Origin of the sequence: Methanofollis formosanus, from assembly GCF_019633745.1 — an archaeon.
Lineage (GTDB): Archaea > Halobacteriota > Methanomicrobia > Methanomicrobiales > Methanofollaceae > Methanofollis > Methanofollis formosanus.
Genome location: NZ_CP037968.1, coordinates 2,389,361 through 2,407,347, shown reverse-complemented (window position 1 = coordinate 2,407,347; position 17,987 = coordinate 2,389,361). Strand labels below are relative to the sequence as shown.

The window sequence follows — 17,987 nt, the reverse complement described above, 5'->3', positions numbered from 1 at the left end:
ACCCCGAAAGTAAAGGGGAGAGCGTCACCACTATTTATGGCGGGGGCACAATATGAGGGTGGTGATTCTATGACGCAGCGGGCCGTGGACGCAATCTTTCAGGCCATGTTCCTCCTCACCGACCTGCGGGCGCTGATGCGGGAGACCGCGCCGACGCACGACCTCGACGAGGAGCAGCAGGCATCTGTCGCCAAAAAGGTGGAAAAACTGCAGAAGCAGGTGAAGATCATCGAGCAGGAGCTGGTCAGGTGAAGTGCACCGCCGCGATCGACCTGCGCGATGTGGAGGAGATGTACATCAACATCGATCCCATCCAGGCCGGGGGACGCCTGACCGCCGACGCAATGAAGGCGGTCATCGCCTATGGCGACGGCTATTCGGTCTGCGACAACTGCAGAAAACCATTCAGGCTCGACTATATCCAGAAACCACCGATCGCCGACTTCCACCAGGACCTCGCAAAGTTTGTCGGGATGGACGAGGCGCGGGTGGTGCCCGGGGCCCGCCGCGGTTTCCAGGCGGTCGCAGGGACATATGTGCAGAAGGGCGATCCCGTGATGCTCACCGGGCTCTCCCACTACACCGAGTTCATCGCGGTGGAGAATGCCGGGGGGGTGCCGCTGGAGATCCCGAAGAACGATCAGAACATCATCACCGCCGAGGCCGCAGCGGCCAGGATCGAGGAGGCGGAACAGACCTTCGGCCGCTCGCCGGTCCTCCTCTTCATCGACCAGGTCGACTACCAGTACGGCAACCTCCATGAGGTGAAGGAGATCGCCCGCGTCGCCCATAGCCACGACATCCCGGTGCTGGTCAACGGGGCCTACACGGTCGGGATCATGCCGGTGGACGGCAAGGTCCTGGGCGCCGACTTCGTGGTCGGGTCGGGCCACAAGAGCATGGCCGCACCCGCGCCGTCCGGCGTCCTGGCGACCACCTCAGAGCGGGCCGAGGAGGTCTTCAGGACCACGCAGATCAAGGGCGACCTCACCGGCCGGACCTTCGGGATCAAGGAGGTGGAGATGATGGGCTGCACCCTGATGGGCGTCACCCTCATGGGGATGATGGCCTCGTTCCCGCATGTGCAGGAGCGGGTGCAGCACTGGGACGAGCACCTCGAAAACAGCCGTCTCGTCGTCGATGCCCTCAGGTCCATCGAGGGTACCGAGATCAGGTCGGAGATGCCGCGCCGGCACACCCTCACCAGGGTCGACACCTCCGGCTCCTTCGACAAGGTCGCGGAGACCCACAAAAAGCGGGGGTTCTTCCTCTCCTCCGCCCTGAAGAAGAAGGGGATCATGGGCGTGATTCCGGGGGCGACGAAGGTCTGGAAGTTCAATACCTACGGGATCTCCCGCGCCCAGGCCGAGTATGTGGCAGAGGCCTATACGGAGATCGCCGAGGAGAACGGTCTCTCGATCGTCTCGCCGTAAGCGCACCATATGTGCCGGCCCTGATGGGAACGGTGCAGATTCTCTTTTTTTCTGGAAAAGATTCGCAGACCCTATAGAATCGCGCATGAGACGAAAGCACGCCTCAAGAATACCGGATGATAATTTATCGTCGCTTGCTCTCTCGTTTCAAGACAGGAGAACTGGTGGAGACCTTGTTCAATCGCCGCCCCCACCTATCCTCGTCGTGGGGGGTCCGGGGGGTGCAACCCCCCGGTGCGAGACTGCGGAGAAGAGTCTGCGATGCGGGCGGCCTGTCTGATCGACGTGCCTTCCGGCAAGCTCGTGCCGGGGGGTTGCACCCCGCGGTGAGGATAGGCGGGGGCGGCAATGACGTGATGGTCCCATGTGGCGTCCTGCTCCAGAGAGGGAGCAAGGATCCACACGCCAGATACCAACGAGAATATTCAACCGCGTATGCTTGAAACGCAGGTTCACGTTGAACTCTACACCCCCCCACCTCCTTGAAATCCCATCCCAATCCTGCCTCCTCTTCCACCCCTTCCAGGGGCGTACCAACTGGCCCTGAGGGTCAACATTACTGCCAATCATAGGGACCATTCTGGGACCTTGAGAGACCCGGTTCCCTCCCAGCGTTGCACGAGAAAGCGTCTCTATGGCAAGATCGAAAAAGAAGCCCGATCCGGCCCGGAATTTGAGGGGCGATCCTGAAAAGAGGACCAATCTGGCCGTATTTGAGGGTGAATGCCCCTCCTCTCCATGCGGCCCATCACCCCCCAAGGAGCCGGGGCCCCACCCCCCCGGAGAACGATCCAGATCTGGATCAGGCCCGCTTGTCTTCCCTGACGATCACCCCGTTCTTCGCCCTGACCCTTCTCACCCCGGCGACGGCCTCCTCCACCAGCCCGTCGAGATCGAACTTCGCCTCCTCTTTCTCGATCATCGCGAGCTTCGCCTGGGTCGCCGGCCGCTTCGGCACGGCCGCACAGGAGAGGTCGCCGGCGTCCTCGTCGAAAGTACCGATCCGGCGCGCGAGGGCGACCGCCTCGTTCTTCTCGTAGGTGAGAAGCGGGCGGAGGACCGGGAGGTCGGCCGCCGCCTCGATCACGCCCAGGTTGGCGAGGGTCTGGGAGGCGACCTGGCCGAGGTTGTCGCCGGTGACCAGCGCGAGGGCGCCCTCGCGCCCGGCGACGCCGCTTGCCACCCTGAACATGAAACGTTTGCAGAGGAGGCAGCGGTAGTGGGGGTCGGCGGCGGCGGTCATCGCCTCGAAGAAGGGCTCCATGTCGGCGACCAGGAGGTCGAGGGGATGGCCCATGCACCAGGTCGAGAGGGCGGCATGGTGGCGGCGGACGGCGTCGCGGACGTCCGCTCCCTGCCACCGCCCGCCGTCGAAGGTGAGGTGGGTGACCAGGCACCCGCGCCGCATCACCTGCCAGGTCGCCACCGGCGAGTCGATCCCCGCGGAGAGGAGGGAGAGCACCCGTTCCTGCGTCCCGAAGGGAAGACCCCCGGGCGCCGGAACCCGCTCGTCGTACACCAGGCCCCCGTACGGTCGCGCCTCGACAAAGACCTCATAGTCAGGATAGGAAAGATCGACTCTCAGCCCGGGGATCGCATCATAGATCACCGACCCGACCTCGGCCCCGATCTGCTGGCTCGTCATCCCCTCCACATCCTGGCGCCTGGCCCGCACCGCAAAACTCATCCCGGCCCGCAGATGTCTTCTCGCCAGGGCAAAGGCCGCCGCGCCCATCTGGGGAATGGTGGGCCCAGTCTGGGTGCAGACCGCGACGTCGACGAGCCCGAAGGTCCGCGCCGCCACCCGCGCGATCGCCGCGGCGTCCGGACCATGGACCAGGAGACGGTCCCGGTGCACCTCGAACTCGTGCTCGACCCCAGAGGCGGTGAGGGCCAGGTCCATATTATGCTGGAGTTTTCGCAGATACAGCCGGCGCACATTCTCGCTTTTCAGAAAAAGTTCGCCAAAACGTACAAGCACCGTTCCCATCTCAGACCACCTCTACTTCATCGAATCCGACGGCCCGCACCCCGGCAACAAGGGTCCGCGCCTGCTCCTCGTAGCCGGCGGGCACCTCGACCTTCGCCGACCGCCCGGCGACCCGCACCCGGATCCGGCCCGGGATCCCGGCGCGCCGCAGGAACTCCTCGGCCTCATGCGCCCGGCGCATCGCCTCGACAGTGACGACGGTCCCGGTCGGGATGCGCGTGGCCATGCACGAGGAGGAAGGCCGCACCTCGACCCCCCATGCGTCGGCGAGCGCAAGGAGCTCCTCGCGGCCGATGTCGCAGGCCGCAAACGGGCTGAGCACCCCGAGTTCGGCAAGGGCCCGCACCCCGGGACGGCCGGCCGGGTCGTCGCCGGCATGGGTGCCGTCGACGACGTACCGGTAGCCATGCGCCTCTGCCCACGCGATGACCCGCTCCATCATCACCCTCTTGCAGACATAGCAGCGCTCAGGAGTGTTCTCGCGCACGGCCTCCCGCGCGAGCATCTCGACAGCGAGCGTCTCGTGCCTCACCCTGAGCGTCCGGGCGACCCTGGCCGCCACCGCCACCTCCTCGGGCGGGACAAGCCCGGTGTCCACGGTCACCGCCGCCACCTCCACACCGGCCCTCACCGCCGCGGCCAGAAGGACGGCGCTGTCGGTCCCGCCCGAGAGCGCGACGACGAGCGGGGCGTGCGTCCTCAGATACGTCAGGAGACAGTCGGGAAGCATGCCCTGAGGGTGGGCGTTTTGAGGTGATGAAGATTGGGGAGATCACTCCTCTTCCAGGCGGGTCAGGATGCGCTCGACCGCCTCGCGCACCGTCACCTTCGGGACGAGGGCGATCACGATCCCGGCCTCGCCGAGGATCTCCTCGGCATGGGGGCCGAAGTGACCGGCGGCCGCCACGTCGACGCCCTCGTCGGCCACCTGCTCGGCCGCGACGATCCCGGCGCCCTGCGCCGCCCGGCGCCCGGTGTTCTCGACGACCCTGACCGCGCCGATCGCATGATTTTCGGTCGAGACGATGGTGAAGGTCTCGCCCCGCCCGAAGTCGGTGGCAGCGATCGCATCAAGCCCCCCTGCCCCGTCAGTTGCGACAACAATTTCCATGCAGGCCTCTATCCTCCACATCAGATAAAGCACTTTTCCACCGACCGAAGGGAAAGAACCCCGGACCGCTCTTCACTTATAGAAAGTTCTTTAATTCGGGGTATTCTACCTCTATTGCAATGGCCAAGAAGAGGGGACAGAATCAGGAGCCAATGAAGTTATTCTACATTTTCTACAGCGAAGAGCGCTGGAATAACTGGCTCGCAACGCTCAGGGAATCCGACTTCGAGGGAGACACAGAGGGCGAGGAGATGCCCGAGGGTTTCCAGGTGCTCAAGAGTTTCGTCGAGGACATCACGATCTCGGTGCTCAAGATCGTCAAACTGTATCAGAACGGCCGGTTCACGAAGGAAGAGACGCTCGAAAAACTGGAAGGCGTCGAGGTCATCGTGATGCAGCCGCTCCCCGAGGATGACGAGATCGCCGAGATCGTCGACGGCGTGCAGCTCTCCCTGATCGCCCTCTTCGCCTCGTGCAAGACCTTCCTTGAGGGCGCGTTCGAAGGCGAGACGAAAGCCCTGGTGAAAGAAGGGCGGGAGGTCGCCGCAGAGGACCCCGAGGCCGCGCTCGAGATCACTGGCCGGATCGGTGCCCAGATCATCGACGGCGGCAAGTGGAGCGCGACCTTCCTGAAGAGCAAGACCGAACCGACGATCTTCGACGAGTGGCTTGCCGAGATCGAGACGATGGTCGATGCAGTGAAGTCGCTCAAGAAGTTCGACGAAGAGCCCGGAGACGCGTCGTGATCGCTGAGAAGGCGAGGTTCCGCTCGGCCAGAAAGATCGAGCGGGCGATCGGGGTCCGCATCCCCGACCGTGTCTTCAACTCGGCGTTTCTTGAGGTGGTCCCGCCGGCGATGACCAACCGCTCCCTCCCTCAGCGTATCAGGGAGCAACTCCTCAATATCCACCACGACTTCCTCGCCTGTAAGTGCAAAGACAACCCCAACTGTGGCTGTCCTGAGCGAAAATTCGCGAAGACGATCCTCGAATACCGGGAGACCGGGCTCGATCACCGCCAGATCAGCGAGGCGCTTCTGGAGGAGTACGGGATCGAGGTCTTCCCGGCGGATATTCTTGGTTTCCTGGAGGAGACGGTCCACGCCCTCGAGGTGGTGCGCGAGGTCGCACGGATCGAGGGGAAGACAGACCTGGTCAAGAAGACCGACGACCATATCAGGGCTGTTGAGCGGTAAGGCGCTCACAATCTCTTTTTAGAAACTCTTTGAATTAACCATGAACTGAGGCCTCAGGCCCACAACACGAACATTATCCAGAGCAACGCTTCTTTCACAGGGTGGGGGGGCATCTGGTTGACGTGCCTTTCCATACCATACGCCCCAGGGCATTCGCCCCTATCTTCTGAGATTGCGATTGGGACAGGAAGGCAGAGAGGAGATCATGAAGAGGGGTTGCCGTCCCCAGTCCTATCCTGATGCGGGGGACGGGGGGGTGGCTTGCATCCCAGTGGAGGATAGAGTTCAGAATTCTTAGAAGGAAACGCTTCGGTTCGAGGGGGTGTTCAGACCTTAGGGAGTTTTGGGATATGCTCCAATAATATGCCCACACATCATAATATGATGTCCATGGTTGTGATATCCAAAAATATTTGAGAAATACAAACCTAAAAAATGATACAATAAATACAATAATCATATTTTGACAGAGATTTATTCAGATCAGCAGGTCTTGGAGTAAGAAGATTGAATATAGAAAATAGCCCGGAAAAGGGGTTTGCGGCCCAACTCCCTAAAAACCTCGCGGCAAACATCGCCTACTTCCTGGCAAACGTCGTCATCGGGGTGCTGCTGGTCCCGTACTTCATCAATACCCTCGGGGTCGCAGCCTACGGGCTCATCCCCCTCGCGACCTCGGTCACCGGGTACGTGGCGATCGTCGTCCAGTCTCTGAACACCGCGGTCTCCCGGTTTCTTACTGTCGACCTCCAGCGTGAAGACTATGCGGCTGCGAACCGCACCTTCAACACCGCCCTCTTCGGGCTCACCGCGGTCATCCTCCTGATGGTCCCAGTCGCCCTTGCGGTTGCGTACTTTGCCCCAGCAATCTTCCATGTCCCGGCAGGGGAGGAGACCGGTGCGATCCTCCTCTTCCTCGGGGTCTCCACCGCCTTCCTGATCCGCTCCTGGAGCGGGAACTTCACGGTCCAGCTCTTCGCCTACAACCGCCTCGACCTCCAGAACCTCGTCAACCTCACCAACCTCATCGTCCAGACCGGACTGATCGTCCTCCTCTTTGCCCTCATCGGCCCAGACCTCGCCCTCATCGGCGGAGCATACCTCGCCGGGGCGGTCGTGGCCTCGGTGGTGTCTATTATTCTCGCTCGTCAGGTCTGCCCACACCTCCATCTCTCGCTCCGTGCATTCGATCGCACGAGAGTGAAGGACCTCGGAGAGATGGGGTGGTGGGTAGTCATTAACCAGATCGGATCCCTCCTCTTCCTCCAGATCGATCTCATCGTCGTGAACATGCTTTTCGGGGCGACGTCTGCAGGAGAATACGCGATCGCTTTGCAGTGGGTCATTCTTCTCCGTGCAGTCGCCGGGGTGCTCTCTGGGGTGCTCACCCCGACCATCCTCTCCTGCTATGCCAGGAACCAGACCGAGACCCTGATCAAGGTCTCAAAAAGCGCCGTCAAATTGATGGGGCTTGCCATGGCACTCCCGATCGGTCTCGTCTGCGGGCTTGGCTCCCAACTCCTCACCGTCTGGGTGGGGGAAGAGTTCGCTTCTCTTGGGCCGTTAATGATCCTCCTGACCATACACCTCGCAGTCAACCTCGCGGTACTGCCCCTCTTCTCGATCAATGTTGCCTATAACCAGGTGCGGGTGCCGGGGATCGTGACCTTTGTCATGGGAATTGGGAACTTCAGCCTTGCGATCGCCCTGGCCCTCCTCACAGGTTGGGGATATTACGGAGTCGCAGCCGCGGGGGCGATCGTCCTCACCCTGAAGAACACCTTCTTCACCCCCTGGTACGCGACCCGGATCCTTGGGGTGGACATACACACCTTCACCCGGTCACTGATCCCTGGGATCGCGGCGGCTGTCCTCATTGGGGTCGCGGCAGGAACCATGGGCGTTGTCCTCCAACTTCCCACCATGGTGACGCTTGTCGTCGCCGGCGCGGCCATCACCCTCATCTATCTTGTGGGAACCTGGGCATTCGCTCTCAACGGATTTGAACGCGGGCTCTTTGTGTCCTACCTCCCCCCGGCGTTCAGGAGAATGATTGTATGAAGCCATCTGTTATTACCAATGTCGTCGAGCACGACCTCTGCATAGGCTGCGGCCTCTGCGCCGCCCTCTGTCCTGCAGGAACACTGGCGATGCAATGGAATCGGTACGGCGAGTACAGCCCCATCGAAGTCTCGCCCTGCACCACCGAGTGTGGCCTCTGCCTGAAGACCTGTCCCTTCGCCGACCACGAAGAGAACGAGGACACGATCGGGAGAGAACTCTATGGCGGTGTACCAGGCATCCAGCACCGCTCAGAGACCGGCTACTACCTTGCCACCTACGTTGGCTACTCGGAGAGACACCGCCCGACTTCAGCATCAGGCGGTATGGCCACCTGGCTCCTAGAGACGTTGCTCACCCAGGGTGTCGTCGAACACGTCGTCTGCGTCGCCCCCACCGGCGGTCCCGACAAACTCTTCGCCTTCTGCGTCTTCGACACCGCGGAGGACGTGCGCACCGGGGCCGGTTCCGCCTACTACCCGGTGGAGATGTCTGGGGTGATCAGGCATATCCTCGACGTGCCGGGGCGCTACGCCATCACCGGCCTGCCGTGCTTCCTCAAGGCGATCCGACTTGCCCAACAGCGGAACAAAAAACTTCGGGAGCGGATCGTCGTCACCGTCGGCCTCACCTGCGGGCAGTTGAAGAGCAGGCACTTCACCGACTACATCGCCGCCCTCGCCGGGGTGCAGGGAGAGGTGACAGCGGTGCGATACCGTGGGAAGAGCCCCGATCAACCGGCGAGTAATTTCTACTTTTCTTTCACAAGTACAGACGGCGAAGAGCGGAGGATCTTCTGGAATGAGGGGATCGCCGAGGCTTGGACGAACCGGTGGTTCACGCCGAACGCCTGCAACTACTGCGACGATGTCTTTGCCGAGTGTGCGGACGTCACCTGCATGGATGCCTGGTTGCCTGAATTCTCGAAGGATAGTCGGGGGACGAGTCTTGTACTGGTGCGATCGCCGCTGATACAGGAGGTGATCAAGCGGGGGGAGGGGATCTGCCTCGATCCTATCGCTGTTGAGGAGGTAGTGCAGAGCCAAGCAGGTGTTGTGGCTATTAAGAGGCGTCATTTGGCGTACCAGCTGGATCTTGATCGGATGAAGGAAAAAAAGGTACCGGAAAAACGAGTAAAGCCGGAGAGGGCGAAGAACCCCTTCCTAAGACAGGAAGTCGTCGTAAAGGAGAGGATGCGGGTTGCAAGCCGTGACCTCTGGATCAATGGAGAACAGGACAGGGCACACCTCCGAGATGTAATGCAACCAGATCTGAGATGGCTGGCAACTGGGAGACAGATATCAAAGATTATTGCGTTCCCGGTTGGAATTCTACGGTATATTCAGAGGAAGGTACAGAGCAATTAGCATGGATGAAAAGAGACCGCTATTTATTATGGCTGGGAATGGCCCGTATGAGAACCGGGGTTGTGAAGCGATCGTGCGGGGGACGACAAAGATTCTCAGAGAGTACTTCAGGGATCCCCGTTTCCTCTGCCTCAGCCATTTTCAGAACGAGAACCAATACCAACAACAATGTCTAAAAGAAACAGATGAAGCGATCATTCATTTGCATTCATTTCGCTTGAATAAAAGAAAATTTGCTCAAAACTTCTGGAAACCGTTCTATCTGGGCTATGCCTACGACTACCTCTGTCACCCCAAAGCTTTAAAGTACAGGATCTACAGGCAGATGCTCCCCTACCTCGATGATGCGGTTGCAGTCCTCTCCGTCGGCGGGGACAACTACTCCCTCGATTATGGGGTGCCAACACTCTTCACTGATCTTGATGACATCGCTATACAAAAGGGAAAGCCCATTATCCTCTGGGGTGCTTCGGTTGGCCCTTTCAGTGCGATGCCCGACTATGAACAGTATACGAGCCACCACCTCAAGAAAGTCACCGGGATCTTCGCCAGGGAATCTGTCACGATCGACTACCTCAAAGGCATTGGGGTAACCGAGAACATCTACCCTGTGGCGGACCCCGCTTTCCTCATGGACCCGGTCAAACCAAAGGGGATCGAGGATGTGTTCCCCATCGACGAGGACGCGATTGGCCTGAACCTCAGTCCTCTGATGGCGGGGTATGTCACAGGTAGCGATCTCGAAGCGTGGATCGGCATTGCGGCATCGATCATTGAAGGTGTGGCGAAAAAGACCGGGAGACAGGTCTACCTGATCCCCCATGTGACCACCCCAACCTCAAATGACCATGCGTTTATGCAAAAAGCCCTCTCCCTCATCAAGAACCAAAACGGAGATATAACCCTGGTTTCGCCGGGGTACAACGCTGCTGAGACAAAGTGGATCATCAGTCAGATGGCCTTCTTTGCCGGGGCCCGGACACACTCGACCATTGCCGCCCTCTCGTCCTGTATCCCGACCTTGAGTTTTGCTTACAGCATCAAGGCTCAGGGGATCAACCGTGACATCTTTGAGCATACTAACTATTGTATGGAGCCAAGGGATCTGAATGCTGAAGCGGTTGCCGATCGGATCACCTCCATGTTCGATGAGAGCGCCACGATCAGGAAATATCTAGCTGAGCGGATCCCAAGCGTCCAGAAGTCTGCATTGAATGCAGGAATAGAACTGAAACGCCTTCTCGGAGAGCATTGATATGGCAGATACACCAGCAGTCTCAGTCGTTATCCCCCTTTACAACAAAGGCTCCTATATCGCCCGTGCCCTGAACTCGGTCTTCGTTCAGACCTTCCAAAACTTTGAGGTGATCGTGGTGGACGATGGATCTACTGACAACGGGGCGGAGATTGTTAGGGGATTTGATGATCCAAGGATAAGTTTGATCCAGCAGAAGAATGCAGGAGTCTCGTCGGCGAGGAACAGGGGGATTGAGGCGACCCGCGCGGAGCTGATCGCATTTTTGGATGCAGATGATGAGTGGATGCCAAACCACCTCAGGACGCTGTTGAAGTTACAAGACAAGTATCCTGAAGCTGGGGCATATGGGACAACATATTTTATAAAAGAAAAGGATTCAAAAGCCCATGTCGCATCATTAAGTGAGGTACCTCGGGAACCATGGGAAGGTCTGCTCCCTAGTTATTTTAAGGCCGCTACCTTCGGTGATCCACCGCTATCAGCATCAACAGTTGCCATCCCAAGATGTATCCTAAAAGAGATGGACGGGTTCAACACTGAGGAGTGGATGGGGGAAGACATTGATCTTTGGGGGCGAATAGCTCTGAAATATCCCATCGCTTTCAGCTGGGACAGCAAAGGAATCTATCATACCGAGGCTTCAAACAGAGCATGCAATAGAGTTGAACCTCTCGGAGAGGCTGTTTTCATTCGCACTGCCAAGGAGGCGATAGATGCAGGAAAAGTACCTCCTGCGATGCAAGAAGACCTAGGAGAGTACATCGCTCAGATACAGATAAAGAGAGCCTGGGGCAATATCCGCGCAAAGAGGCCAGAACTTGCACGAGATCATTTAAATAATTGTGTTACGAGTAAATTAATTAGAGAGAAATATTGGGCCCTTTTTTGGGCATATGTACCGCCCAGTGTCTATGAAATGTCAAGTGCTACAAGGCGGATCTTCACAGACACCATGTATAAAGCACGAGAGAATTGCTTGAATATATTCAAGAATTGGAGAACACACAACAAAATTGAATGAGGTAATCTCAATAGCCCCCTTGCGATCTCATGCCTCTGTCAACCTCTGTAATTCTGGCTCTGTAAAAAACATCCTCTATTCATCACCACAACCCCCTGTGAACTTGAATCCATCGCCTTCCCTCATGCTCACGCCGGGGGCGCTGCCCCCGGACCCCGGGATGAAGATATGGTCGGGGGGCAGCCAGCCCCCCCTCATTGGGTGATAGGATCCATAATTCCTGGAAGGAAGCGTTTCGGTTCGAGGGGATGTTCAAGCCTCAGGGAGTTTTGGGATATGCTCATTATAAAATAACTTTTATCCGGCATGCCAGAGACATGCTCTCGGTTCATAATTGATTCTACAGGGCCCATTATTAGAATTCACTCAGTACTTTTTTGTATACACCAATTGTTTGATTTATCATATTTTTATGTGTGTAATGGAGTACTGATTTCCCTGCATTTTTTCCGATAATTTCTTGTTTCTCTGGTTGATCTATGAGGTCTAATACCGCACTAACTAGTTTATCAGCATTTTTTGGTGGAATCAATATTCCATTGTAATCATTTACTATCAGGTCTCTTGATATTGCTCCTACTGATGTTGAGATGACTGGTTTTTTAAGTGCCATTGCTTCTATTATTGCAGAGGGTAACGATTCGATATAGCTTGGGTGAATAAAGATGTCACACTGAGAGACTTGTTTTATGTTTTCCTCTTGTGATATTCTCCCTCCAAAATGTACAGAGTTCAAATTGTTTTTTTTGCAATATGTAATCATTTCATTCATCATGGGTCCATCTCCAAAAATCCATAATTCGCATCTTTTACATAATCTGGAGATGCTCCTGTATGCTGTTAATAGTTCATTCATGCCTTTATAATATGACAATCTCCCCGAATACATTAATGTTATCTTTTCTTTATCTTTTATTCTGCTCATTTGGGATTTTTCTACATGATTTTCATTAATGCCTGTCGGAGCAATTGTAACTTTGCTTTCTGGGATACCATAGGTATGTATTAGTCGATCCTTTTGGATTGTATTTTCAATAATAAAGTGGTCTACTGAATTTATATAACAATGTTCCACAATGTTATTCAACAAAAATAATGAGGAATATCTGAATTGCCTTAGTTTTAATAATTCTATCGTATAATCAATACCGCTTACGCTTGTATAGACAATTGGGATTGGATTTTCTTTTTTTATTCCTATTTGGGGATAATATGTGTCGATTATATCAACACCCATTTTATCCATCGAGCACATAATATTATCTCTATTTATCGAAGAAAATAGTCTGATTCTCATAAGCGGATTTGTACTTGCAGTCTTAGGTAAAATTATGTGGTCAAATGAGTGCAGTGCATTATCATAAAATTTTTTTGAGTTTATATACGCATCTTTAGGTTGAACTATGACAACTTCTATGCCCTTCGACACTAAAGCAGATGATAATACTTTTATTCGTGTTTGCATCCCCCCCAAGTTATCTAATGGTTGTAAACATACTAATGCGACTTTCATTTGATTACCCTACTTTTTAGTTTCGCTTTTTTTGATATTTGATAATTATTATCAATCGTAGGGTGAAATACATAAAATTAGCCTATAGGTGTTTCCTGATATTGGACCCTGTAGAAACGCACATGAAAGGGGCTTTCAAGCCGACACCATGAAAAACGTATTATGTTTTGTTCCAAATAGGTGCCCCAAGGAGCAAAGGTTGAAGCATTTTTGGGCTTCGAGCCCGTTGTAGAAATGAACCAAGTGTCTCTTGAAGGCAGACATGCGTCTTAGAACGCTTATAGGAAATGAATTGTAAAATTCAGACCCGTTCCCCAACCCAATGGCGGGGTGGCAGATTTACAGAGCGAAGCTTTTCTATCCCTTCATTTTAGTTTTTCATAGGAAACCCTCCCGTAGGGTGATCACTCCTGAAGGGAAAGATCGATAAAATGGTTGCCTTGTGTAAGTGACGAAACCAACCGCAAGGAGCAGTAATCAGTGTCAACGAACGGCTATATCAACCTTCTTGAGACTACGCTCACCGTCATCAGAACTGCTCATATCCCTCTCTATTCCGGTAAATTCTCCAGGAAAACCTATACTCAACCTCAGTTGATGTCTCTTACCATCTTCCGTGAGATCATCGGAGAGGACTACCGGGATACGGTTCAACTCGTCGATCTGATGGACAGAATCAAAGAGATTCTCCAGCTAGATCAGGTTCCACACTACACGACCCTCCATAAATTTAGCCACAGAGTACCCTCAATAATCTTCACCAAGACCCTCAAGAAAACTTTGGATATCTTTTATTCTAGGAGAGACATAATCCCCATGACCGCGATCGACTCATAAGGGTTCACCAGTTCGTACGCAAGTCATTATTATTCCTGGAGGACGGGAAAAACGCGGAAAAACTTCCTGAAGACCTCGATTGCAGTCGATATAGCAAAACAGATCATTATCTTCTGTAAAATCTCACAAAAACAAGTACATTAGCCCCCTCCAAAATCTCCCCTCTCTTTATGTCTCTACGATGCGCCAATGTCTCATCTCATTGTTGAAATATTCTCCCCCTGCAAAAGTACATCCAAAGGCTCTGTAGAAACCCTCCCGTCTAGTGATGACTCCTGAAGGGAAAGATCAATAAAATCGTTGCTCCTTGTGTAAGTGACAAAACCAACCGCAAGGAGCAGTAATCAGTGTCAACGAACAGCTATATCAACCTTCTTGAGACCACTCTCAGCGTGATCAGACATGCTCATATCCCTCTCTATTCCTGTAAATACTCCCGGAAAACGGTAGTGCCCTCCTCTACAACTGAATATGGAATGTTAAAAACTCCCTCCATGTCCAGACATGATCCGTAATACCCTCTTTCATCGCTGGCGTTCTGCCTTTTTTTTTGCATCAATGAAGTTGTTCATAAACTGAAAAAGATTCAGTGCTCCTATATACGAAACAATCTTCTTTGAAAATGATGCTGTTTTCCTCCCAAACTTGCTGATTCGCGGTCTAATCTTATTGTTATAGCCTTCTACCACTGACGTAGAAATTTTTGATATTTCGGGATCTCCAAAGATTTTTTTTGGGTTGATCGCGACGATTTTGTTCTTCTCCCTGTGTTTGAGCAGTTGACCATACTCAATGCAGGTTTCACAGTACAACTCTGCCAATGCATCGATGTATTGGGGATTTCCGTCGGTTGTGATGGTAATCTTCATTGAAGGGAATGGTAATCTGATTCTCTCAAAAACCAGGTTGAGGAAGTTCTCGCAGGTTGTATCTGTTCGTTTTCCTCCATAATGAGCGATCATCAGTCCAGAATCACGTGCGATAGCGGTATAGGTCCAATAATCCCCACAATTAGAGTCATCCGGTTCTCTGCAATTTTTGTTTTTTTTGAATGAAAGTCCAGATTTCATCTGCTTCAATCCGATCAGGGGTAAGATCCTGGAGAAAGAACTCATTCAAGACCTCAGCATGCTCACCGAACAACTTGTAATACCGAGAAATGGTATCTTGATGATGGCCGGTGATCCGACTCACCCCTCGGATTGAAATCTTCTCTGCACCATGTCGGCAGATCGTCTCAATCTGACAATATTCTAGATGAGAGCGATAAAATGGAGTGTTTTTTGTCTCAACGAAGTATGTTCGGCAGTGTTTGCAGAAATACTGCTGGTGTCCACAAGAGGTTGTTCCATTCTTGACGATATCCTTACCTTCCTCGACCAGATAAAAGCGACACGCCGAGTTCTGGCAGGTGATCGGAATGTGACTGCGAGGACGGGGCATAAACCCCACTGAACAGAATGCCTAATAAAAGTAATTTAACACGAAATTTGAAGAGATTTAGAAGAAGTATTATCGGCACAGGGATGGAGCACTACCAAAAATCACACAGATATTCGGAGATTTCAGTCACAAAGTTCGTTGCATTGAATGTACTTTTGCTGGGGGCGGCATTTACAGCGGGCGTTAACCAGAAAAACCAATTACAGAGGTTGGCAGAGGCATGAGATCTGGAGGGGGCTACCAGTACATGACATAAAACATGCAGAAAAACTCTTGAATCAATGTACCAGAACGAGGAGAACTAAATGTTACTGCATGGATCGGGGATATGATTCCGAAACACTTCATCAAAAGATCAGAGGAGAAATCGGAGCGGATTCTCTGATCCAGGTCAGAAAATGGAAGGGAAAGATATATTCGGACACTATCGACAGGAGATGTTCGACAGGTTTGATCGAGAGAAATATCATCAGAGAAATAAGGTCGAAACAGCGTTTTTAGTTCTCAAAAGAAGATTTGGAGAGAGTCTGAAGGCGAGAAAGTTATACTCACAGATCAAAGAGATCAAGATCAAAATCATACTCAACAACATCATCAAGGCGATACAAAACGGATCTAGCGGCGTTGTCAGAAAGGGATTCTAAAGAGCCGTTCGTTGTACAAACTATGCTCCTGAGATTTTGTTTAGTCACATACGCAAGGAACAACGATTTATATAGACTTTTGCCGTGCAGAGAGTATTGGGATGACCTCCCTCAAAATATTCAGATAAACAAACTGCCTCTCACAAATAGAGATCCAGATATGATATGTCCAACTGTTACAATCTATTCGGGATATTTTTCCCACAATGGTAAAATAATTCTATCGACAACAATACTATGCGTGATCTGATGTTCATCTTGATTACCCCCGTAAAAAATGAAGAAAAATTTATTAAAAAAACTGCATCTACAGTCATCGCTCAGACAAAAAAACCACTCCTCTGGCTTATTGTCGACGATGGGAGTACTGACCAGAGTCCAAATATCATCAAGGAGTTAGAAAAGGAATACACATGGATCAAAAGTATCCGCTTACCTGAGCACCCAAGAGATCTTACCTTTCATTATTCATACGTTTGCAAATCCGGGATCGACTTTGCTATTGACTATTGTACCCAGAATTCTATCACGTACGAATATATAGGGCTCCTCGATGCAGACACGCTTCTGCAAAGAGATTATTATGAAAACCTGATCTCTGAATTTGAAAAAGAACCAGCTCTGGGTATTGCAAGTGGGTGCCTCATAGATTGGACAGAAGAATGCGATCAAATACGTGAAGAATACTGGGGATCATTAGAAGTAAATAGTCCAAATAGGAATACACCGCGGGGTTCTGGGAGGTTATGGCGAAAAAAATGTTATTATGAAACCGGGGGTTGTCCTCTTGAGCCAGCATGTGATACCCTATCCAACATCAAGGCAGTGAACAGGGGTTGGAAAATTGCACAGTTTGATCAGATCCGGGCCCTCCAATTAAGAGCAACTAGCGGAGCAGAGGGAGTTTGGAAAGGATATTTAAGTAAAGGTCGAACAGCGCATTATCTAAGCAGACCATTTCTTTTAGTATTGGGGGGAGGAGTGTATTTTTCTATGAATAAACCATATTTTCAGGGTATCCCCTATTTAATTGGCTATTTATCATCGATGATAAAAAGAGAACCCCAAATCCAGGATGAAGAGATCACACAATACTGGAAACAACAACTTAAAGATTATTTAATAATAAAAAATAAAAACTAAAATAAAATCTGATCCTACGGGCGTTGGAGTTGACATAGGATAGGAGGGAGGACAGTGTATTGCCTCCATGAAGGTGATTGACATGTTTACCTGGTGTTTTTTCTTAAATGCATGATGTGCTTTGAGGAGTGGGGATGATCTGTGTCCCCCATCTGTTGTCCTGTTCCGGGAAGCGAGAGCAAGGATCCTTTGTACCCCAAAGATCTACTCTGAACAATTATCATACACTATGCTTGAAGCATGTTCTCGACTCAAGCCTGACTCTACAGAGGTAGAAATAAAGGTAAATATTTGGGTGCCAAAAGATTAAATTACCGTGATAAAACCAATTAGAGAAATTCTGGAGTAACTGTCATGAGCATGACGATCGGAACAGACATAGTCAGCATCCATAGATTTCATGAATTTGCTCAAGATACCAATCATCCAGTACTTAAGAAAATATTCACACAAAATGAGTTAGACTATTGTTTTGCAAAAGATGCAGTTGAGCCTCATCTTGCCGCACGATTCGCCGGGAAAGAGGCAACGATAAAAGCACTCTATTCTCGAGGTATCTCCGATGTATGGTATACAGATATTGAAATTTTAAATAGACATGATGGAGTTCCTTTTGTAAAACTAAAAAAAGAAATGTATAAAGACCTGAAATTAGAGATAAGTCTTGCTCATTGTGAAGATAAAGCGCTTGCGTTTGTAGTAATTCTTGGAGACGATTAAGATGTCAGACGACCAGAATGCAGTAATAAAAAGGATCTTTTGTGAAGTACTTGGTGTAGACGAATCTGAAGTTGATGATTCAACGTCGTACAATTCTTTCCGGCCCTGGGACTCATTAAAACACCTCCAACTCATTTCGAACTTTGAAGATGAATTTGACATTGAGTTTGAGGTGGACGATATCATTGCGATGGAAAATTTCGCCCTAGTAAAGGAAATTGTCACGAGATATATCCGTGAAAGGTAACATC

17 protein-coding genes and 3 pseudogenes are annotated in these 17,987 nt (G+C 52.2%); 15 read left to right on the top strand and 5 right to left on the bottom strand.

Annotation, left to right across the window (positions count from 1 at the left end):
* The first annotated feature begins 69 nt into the window (after positions 1 to 69).
* Both E2N92_RS11095 and pscS read left to right on the top strand, forming a co-directional pair.
* Positions 70 to 252, top strand: a complete 183-nt coding sequence (locus tag E2N92_RS11095; protein ID WP_220681221.1) for a hypothetical protein — start codon at positions 70 to 72, stop codon at positions 250 to 252.
* The gene (gene pscS / locus E2N92_RS11090) at positions 249 to 1,433 is read left to right on the top strand and encodes an O-phospho-L-seryl-tRNA:Cys-tRNA synthase (protein WP_220681220.1); all 1,185 of its coding nucleotides are present in this window, start codon (positions 249 to 251) and stop codon (positions 1,431 to 1,433) included. The genes E2N92_RS11095 and pscS overlap by 4 nt, the downstream gene beginning before the upstream one ends.
* 802 nt (positions 1,434 to 2,235) lie before the next feature.
* On the opposite strand, the gene thiI is transcribed toward pscS, so the two are convergent.
* From thiI to E2N92_RS11075, 3 genes are read right to left on the bottom strand one after another with little or no spacing between them, the layout of a single operon-like run.
* A complete protein-coding gene (gene thiI / locus E2N92_RS11085; protein WP_220681219.1) occupies positions 2,236 to 3,423 on the bottom strand; it encodes a tRNA uracil 4-sulfurtransferase ThiI in 1,188 nt (395 codons plus the stop codon).
* A 1-nt stretch (position 3,424) separates the two neighbouring features.
* Entirely contained in the window at positions 3,425 to 4,153 is a 729-nt protein-coding gene (gene larE, locus E2N92_RS11080) for an ATP-dependent sacrificial sulfur transferase LarE (RefSeq protein ID WP_220681218.1), read from the bottom strand.
* 42 nt (positions 4,154 to 4,195) lie between these two features.
* Positions 4,196 to 4,534: a NifB/NifX family molybdenum-iron cluster-binding protein gene (locus E2N92_RS11075; protein ID WP_220681217.1), complete on the bottom strand. Its 339-nt coding sequence runs from the start codon at positions 4,532 to 4,534 to the stop codon at positions 4,196 to 4,198.
* A gap of 152 nt (positions 4,535 to 4,686) precedes the next feature.
* On the opposite strand from E2N92_RS11075, the gene E2N92_RS11070 reads away from it, so the two are divergent.
* From E2N92_RS11070 to E2N92_RS11045, 6 genes are all read left to right on the top strand, one after another.
* Positions 4,687 to 5,280 carry a DUF2150 family protein gene (locus E2N92_RS11070; RefSeq protein WP_246589201.1) on the top strand — a complete coding sequence of 198 codons (594 nt, stop codon included), beginning with the start codon at positions 4,687 to 4,689 and terminating at the stop codon, positions 5,278 to 5,280.
* Positions 5,277 to 5,729, top strand: a complete 453-nt coding sequence (locus tag E2N92_RS11065; RefSeq protein ID WP_220681215.1) for a DUF5814 domain-containing protein — start codon at positions 5,277 to 5,279, stop codon at positions 5,727 to 5,729. The genes E2N92_RS11070 and E2N92_RS11065 overlap by 4 nt, the downstream gene beginning before the upstream one ends.
* A gap of 507 nt (positions 5,730 to 6,236) precedes the next feature.
* Positions 6,237 to 7,790 carry an oligosaccharide flippase family protein gene (locus E2N92_RS11060; RefSeq protein WP_246589199.1) on the top strand — a complete coding sequence of 518 codons (1,554 nt, stop codon included), beginning with the start codon at positions 6,237 to 6,239 and terminating at the stop codon, positions 7,788 to 7,790.
* Positions 7,787 to 9,157: a Coenzyme F420 hydrogenase/dehydrogenase, beta subunit C-terminal domain gene (locus tag E2N92_RS11055; RefSeq protein ID WP_220681214.1), complete on the top strand. Its 1,371-nt coding sequence runs from the start codon at positions 7,787 to 7,789 to the stop codon at positions 9,155 to 9,157. The genes E2N92_RS11060 and E2N92_RS11055 overlap by 4 nt, the downstream gene beginning before the upstream one ends.
* A 1-nt stretch (position 9,158) precedes the next feature.
* The gene (locus E2N92_RS11050; RefSeq protein ID WP_220681213.1) at positions 9,159 to 10,412 is read left to right on the top strand and encodes a polysaccharide pyruvyl transferase family protein; all 1,254 of its coding nucleotides are present in this window, start codon (positions 9,159 to 9,161) and stop codon (positions 10,410 to 10,412) included.
* A gap of 1 nt (position 10,413) precedes the next feature.
* Positions 10,414 to 11,436, top strand: coding sequence for a glycosyltransferase family 2 protein (locus E2N92_RS11045; protein ID WP_220681212.1), 1,023 nt, complete (start codon positions 10,414 to 10,416; stop codon positions 11,434 to 11,436).
* A 355-nt stretch (positions 11,437 to 11,791) separates the two neighbouring features.
* On the opposite strand, the gene E2N92_RS11040 is transcribed toward E2N92_RS11045, so the two are convergent.
* Positions 11,792 to 12,949 carry a glycosyltransferase family 4 protein gene (locus E2N92_RS11040; protein ID WP_220681211.1) on the bottom strand — a complete coding sequence of 386 codons (1,158 nt, stop codon included), beginning with the start codon at positions 12,947 to 12,949 and terminating at the stop codon, positions 11,792 to 11,794.
* A 480-nt stretch (positions 12,950 to 13,429) separates the two neighbouring features.
* Between E2N92_RS11040 and E2N92_RS11035 the strand changes: the two are divergent.
* Positions 13,430 to 13,927, top strand: a pseudogene (locus E2N92_RS11035) (transposase); the annotation flags it as partial.
* Positions 13,928 to 14,133: 206 nt separating this feature from the next.
* Positions 14,134 to 14,232 (top strand): annotated as a pseudogene (locus E2N92_RS13625) (IS5/IS1182 family transposase); the annotation flags it as partial.
* Positions 14,233 to 14,245: 13 nt separating this feature from the next.
* Here E2N92_RS13625 and E2N92_RS11030 read toward each other — a convergent pair.
* Positions 14,246 to 15,229, bottom strand: a pseudogene (locus E2N92_RS11030) (IS1/IS1595 family N-terminal zinc-binding domain-containing protein).
* 147 nt (positions 15,230 to 15,376) lie between these two features.
* On the opposite strand from E2N92_RS11030, the gene E2N92_RS13825 reads away from it, so the two are divergent.
* The 5 genes from E2N92_RS13825 (at position 15,377) to E2N92_RS11005 (ending at position 17,983) form a co-directional block, all read left to right on the top strand.
* Positions 15,377 to 15,730: a transposase gene (locus E2N92_RS13825; RefSeq protein WP_220681209.1), complete on the top strand. Its 354-nt coding sequence runs from the start codon at positions 15,377 to 15,379 to the stop codon at positions 15,728 to 15,730.
* Positions 15,667 to 15,873, top strand: a complete 207-nt coding sequence (locus E2N92_RS13820) for a hypothetical protein (RefSeq protein ID WP_220683040.1) — start codon at positions 15,667 to 15,669, stop codon at positions 15,871 to 15,873. The genes E2N92_RS13825 and E2N92_RS13820 overlap by 64 nt, the downstream gene beginning before the upstream one ends.
* 249 nt (positions 15,874 to 16,122) lie before the next feature.
* Positions 16,123 to 17,016 carry a glycosyltransferase family 2 protein gene (locus tag E2N92_RS11015; protein ID WP_220681208.1) on the top strand — a complete coding sequence of 298 codons (894 nt, stop codon included), beginning with the start codon at positions 16,123 to 16,125 and terminating at the stop codon, positions 17,014 to 17,016.
* Between the two features lie 354 nt (positions 17,017 to 17,370).
* Complete coding sequence (acpS, locus tag E2N92_RS11010) at positions 17,371 to 17,736, top strand: holo-ACP synthase (RefSeq protein ID WP_220681207.1); 366 nt, start codon at positions 17,371 to 17,373, stop codon at positions 17,734 to 17,736.
* A gap of 1 nt (position 17,737) precedes the next feature.
* Positions 17,738 to 17,983, top strand: coding sequence for an acyl carrier protein (locus E2N92_RS11005; RefSeq protein ID WP_220681206.1), 246 nt, complete (start codon positions 17,738 to 17,740; stop codon positions 17,981 to 17,983).
* Positions 17,984 to 17,987: the final 4 nt, after the last annotated feature.

Bases quoted from the DNA above. Each gene is read 5' to 3' on its own strand.
- E2N92_RS11040 (WP_220681211.1), bottom strand. From the start codon at position 12,949: ATGAAAGTCGCATTAGTATGTTTACAACCATTAGATAACTTGGGGGGG.
- E2N92_RS11005 (WP_220681206.1), top strand. From the start codon at position 17,738: ATGTCAGACGACCAGAATGCAGTAATAAAAAGGATCTTTTGTGAAGTA.
- E2N92_RS11045 (WP_220681212.1), top strand. From the start codon at position 10,414: ATGGCAGATACACCAGCAGTCTCAGTCGTTATCCCCCTTTACAACAAA.
- E2N92_RS13825 (WP_220681209.1), top strand. From the start codon at position 15,377: ATGTACTTTTGCTGGGGGCGGCATTTACAGCGGGCGTTAACCAGAAAA.
- thiI (WP_220681219.1), bottom strand. From the start codon at position 3,423: ATGGGAACGGTGCTTGTACGTTTTGGCGAACTTTTTCTGAAAAGCGAG.
- E2N92_RS11055 (WP_220681214.1), top strand. From the start codon at position 7,787: ATGAAGCCATCTGTTATTACCAATGTCGTCGAGCACGACCTCTGCATA.
- E2N92_RS11070 (WP_246589201.1), top strand. From the start codon at position 4,687: ATGAAGTTATTCTACATTTTCTACAGCGAAGAGCGCTGGAATAACTGG.
- E2N92_RS13820 (WP_220683040.1), top strand. From the start codon at position 15,667: ATGTTCGACAGGTTTGATCGAGAGAAATATCATCAGAGAAATAAGGTC.
- acpS (WP_220681207.1), top strand. From the start codon at position 17,371: ATGAGCATGACGATCGGAACAGACATAGTCAGCATCCATAGATTTCAT.
- E2N92_RS11050 (WP_220681213.1), top strand. From the start codon at position 9,159: ATGGATGAAAAGAGACCGCTATTTATTATGGCTGGGAATGGCCCGTAT.
- E2N92_RS11075 (WP_220681217.1), bottom strand. From the start codon at position 4,534: ATGGAAATTGTTGTCGCAACTGACGGGGCAGGGGGGCTTGATGCGATC.
- larE (WP_220681218.1), bottom strand. From the start codon at position 4,153: ATGCTTCCCGACTGTCTCCTGACGTATCTGAGGACGCACGCCCCGCTC.
- E2N92_RS11095 (WP_220681221.1), top strand. From the start codon at position 70: ATGACGCAGCGGGCCGTGGACGCAATCTTTCAGGCCATGTTCCTCCTC.
- E2N92_RS11015 (WP_220681208.1), top strand. From the start codon at position 16,123: ATGTTCATCTTGATTACCCCCGTAAAAAATGAAGAAAAATTTATTAAA.